This is a genomic window from Microbispora amethystogenes (genome assembly GCF_016863015.1).
In the GTDB taxonomy this organism is placed as follows: Bacteria; Actinomycetota; Actinomycetes; order Streptosporangiales; family Streptosporangiaceae; genus Microbispora; species Microbispora amethystogenes.
The window spans coordinates 1-3,172 of sequence record NZ_BOOB01000095.1; the positions used below are offsets into that span (position 1 = coordinate 1).

The following is a 3,172-nucleotide window of genomic DNA, read 5'->3' on the forward strand; positions in this document are numbered from 1 at the left end:
ACACCCCACCCGGATAACGGCACGCCATTCCGATGATGGCGATCGGCTCATGCTGGGCGGCGATGATTTTGCGGTGCTCGCCGCGAAGCCGTTCCGTCTCCTTCAGCGAGGCCCGTAGCGCCTCGACCAGCTTGACGTCGGAGTCAGTCATCGCCAACCTCACCATTCCTGCGTCATATCGTCGAGTTCCAGGCCCTGGAACGCCATGTTGATGAGACTCTCGGCGTCCATTTCGTCAATGGACTCCGCGGGTGCCGAATCGGCCGATTCGGCGGACTCGGCGCGGGCTCCGCCGAGTTCAAGCAGGGTGTCCAGCAGGCCCGCGTCGCGCAGCCTGCTCAGGGGAATCGCGTTCAGAATCCGGCGGACCTGTTCCTCGGTGTCCGCCGAGCCGTTCCGCCCGTCCGCGTCGGTCGCGAGTTCGCGGTCGAGGTGGGCGGCGAGCACGAGCGCGTTCGGGTAGTCGAAGACGAGCGTCGCCGGCAGGCGCAGCCCGGTGACCGTGTTCAGTCCGTTGCGGAACTCGACGGCCGACAGCGAGTCGAAGCCCAGCTCGCCGAACGCCCGGTCCGGCTCGATCGCCTCCGAGCCGTTGTGCCCGAGCACCAGGGCGGCCTGGGTGCGCACGATGTCCAGCAGCGCCGCCTGGCGTTCGGTCTCGGACAGACCGGCCAGGCTGCTCCGCAGGGCGGCGGCGGCCGACGCGCTTCCCGTGCCGCGCCGGGCCGGGCGGCGTAGGAGGCCGCGGAGCAGGGCCGGTGGCTCGTCGCCGGCCGCGACCGCGGCCAGGTCGAGCCGGATCGGCACCACCGTGGCCGCGTCCCCGGCGCAGGCGAGGTCGAACAGCGCGAGGCCCTGCTCCTCCGTCAGCGGTTCCACGCCGGTGCGGCTGAGCCGCTGCCGGTCGGCGTCGGTCAGTCCCCCGCCGATGCCGCTCTCGTCCCAGAGGCCCCAGGCCTGCGACTGCGCGGTCAGACCGGCGGCCCGGCGGTGGAGCGCCAGCGCGTCCAGGAAGGCGTTCGCGGCGGCGTAGCTGCCCTGACCGGGGTTGCCGAACACGCCGGCGGCCGAGGAGAACAGCACGAACGCCGAGAGGTTCCGGCCGGCGGTGAGGTCGTGCAGGTTCAGCGCGGCGTCGACCTTGGCGCGCAGCACGTGGTCCACGCGCTCGGGGGTGAGCGAAGAGATCACGCCGTCGTCGAGCACACCGGCGATGTGCACGACGCCGGTGACGTCCACGGTGGACAGGAGCCCGGCGAGCGCGGCGCGGTCGCCGGTGTCGCAGGCGGCGACCGTCACGTCGGCGCCCAGCGCGGCCAGTTCGTCGCGTAGCTCGGCGGCCCCCGGGGCGGCGAGGCCGCGGCGGCTGGTCAGCAGCAGCCGCGTCACGCCGTACCGCGTGACCAGGTGCCGGGAGACGAGCCGGCCCAGTGTGCCGGTCGCGCCGGTGACGAGGACGGTGTCGTCAGGACCGAAGGACCCGGCGGGGGTGCCGTTCTCGGCGGGGGCCGGCGGCCGGGCGAGCCTGGCGGCGTGCGCCACGCCGTCGCGCACGACGACCTGCGGCTCGTCCGTCGCCAGAACCGTCGCGAGGTCGACCGAGTCGTCGGTGTCCAGCAGCAGGATCCGGCCCAGGTTCTCCGACTGCGCGGAGCGCACCAGTCCCCAGACCGCGGCGCCCGCGAGATCGGCGGGGTCCTCGCCCGGCAGTGGTACGGCGCCCCGCGTCGTCACGGCCAGCGTGGAACCGGCGAACCGGGAATCGGCCGCCCATGCCTGCAGTACCGTCAGCGCCTGGTGCGTCGCGGCCCGCACCGCCGCCGCGTCGCGGCCACGGCCGGCGTCCAGCACGACCACCTCCGGAGGCACGGCGTCGTCGGCCAGATCGGCCCAGGCGGCCCATGACACGGGGACCGCCGCCGGGGCTCCGGCGATCGGCGTCCAGGACAGCTGGAAGAGCGAGTCGCCCGCGCCCGGCTCCGCCGCGCGAAGCTGCTCGGTCGACGTCGCGCGCAGAGTCAGGGATTCGACCGACGCCACGGGCACGCCGTACCGGTCGGTGATCTCCATCGACAGCGAGGTGTCGCTCAGCCAGGTCAGCCGCACGCGCAGCGCGTCGGCTCCGGCCGCGTGCAGCACGACCCCGCGCCAGGCGAAGGGCAGCAGCGCCTGCTCGCGGTCGGCGGCGCCGTCCGGAGGCACGAGACCCAGCCCGTGCAGCGCGGCGTCCAGCAGCGCCGGGTGTACGCCGAACGCGGCGGCGTCCTCCCGGGCCTGCGCCGGGAGCTCCACCTCCGTGAAGATCTCCTCGCCGCGCCGCCACGCCGTCTTCAGGCCCTGGAACGTCGGGCCGTAGCCGTAGCCGCGTTCGTGCAGGAGGTCGTACGCGTCGCTCACGTCCACCGGGGTCGCGTCGGCCGGGGGCCACTGCAGGTGCCCGGTGGAGGCGGTGGGCGCGGAAGCGGTCAGGGTGCCTTCGGCGTGCAGCGTCCACGGCTCGTCCGCCGGAGCGTTCTCCCTGCGGGAGTAGACCGCGACCGTACGCCGGTCGGCCTCGTCGGCGGCGCCGACCACGACCTGCACCTGCATCCCGCGATCACGCGAACCGGGATCACCGGCGGGCAGCAGCAGCGGCGCGGCCAGGGTCAGCTCCTCCAGGACGGCGCAGCCGACCTGGCTTCCCGCCGCGACCGCCAGCTCCACGAAGCCGGTGCCGGGGAACAGGATGTTGTCCAGCACCTGGTGGTCGGCCAGCCAGGGATGCGTACGGACCGACAGCCGGCCGGTGAACGAGATCCCGTCCGAGTCGGGGGCGGGGATGGCGGCGCCGAGCAGCGGGTGCTCGACGCGCTCCAGGCCCATCGCCGTCGCGTCCACGCCCTCCTGCTCGTGTTCGAGCCAGTAGAACTCGCGCTGGAAGGCGTAGGTGGGCAGATCGACCCGACGGGCGCCGGTCTCGGCGTAGAAGGCCTGCCAGTCGACCGCCACCCCGGCGGTGTGCAGCTGACCCAGCGCGGCGACGACCGTGCCCGGCTCGGGGCGTCCGGCCCGCATGGTGGCGGTGAACACCGCGCTGTCGGCGTCGTCGAGGGTCTGCTGGGCCATCGCGGTCAATACCGCGTCCGGCCCCAGCTCCACGAACCGGGTCACCCCCTGCCCGGCCAGGGTGGTC

General features: G+C 73.9%; 2 protein-coding genes. Both read right to left on the bottom strand.

The window, feature by feature from the left end:
- A partial coding sequence (locus Mam01_RS37830) for a polyketide synthase docking domain-containing protein (protein WP_373868746.1) occupies nucleotides 1-166 on the bottom strand: 166 nt, incomplete at its 3' end.
- Nucleotides 160-3,172 (bottom strand): type I polyketide synthase (locus Mam01_RS35775; RefSeq protein WP_204289653.1); only part of this gene is annotated, 3,013 nt, incomplete at its 5' end. The genes Mam01_RS37830 and Mam01_RS35775, both read right to left, overlap by 7 nt.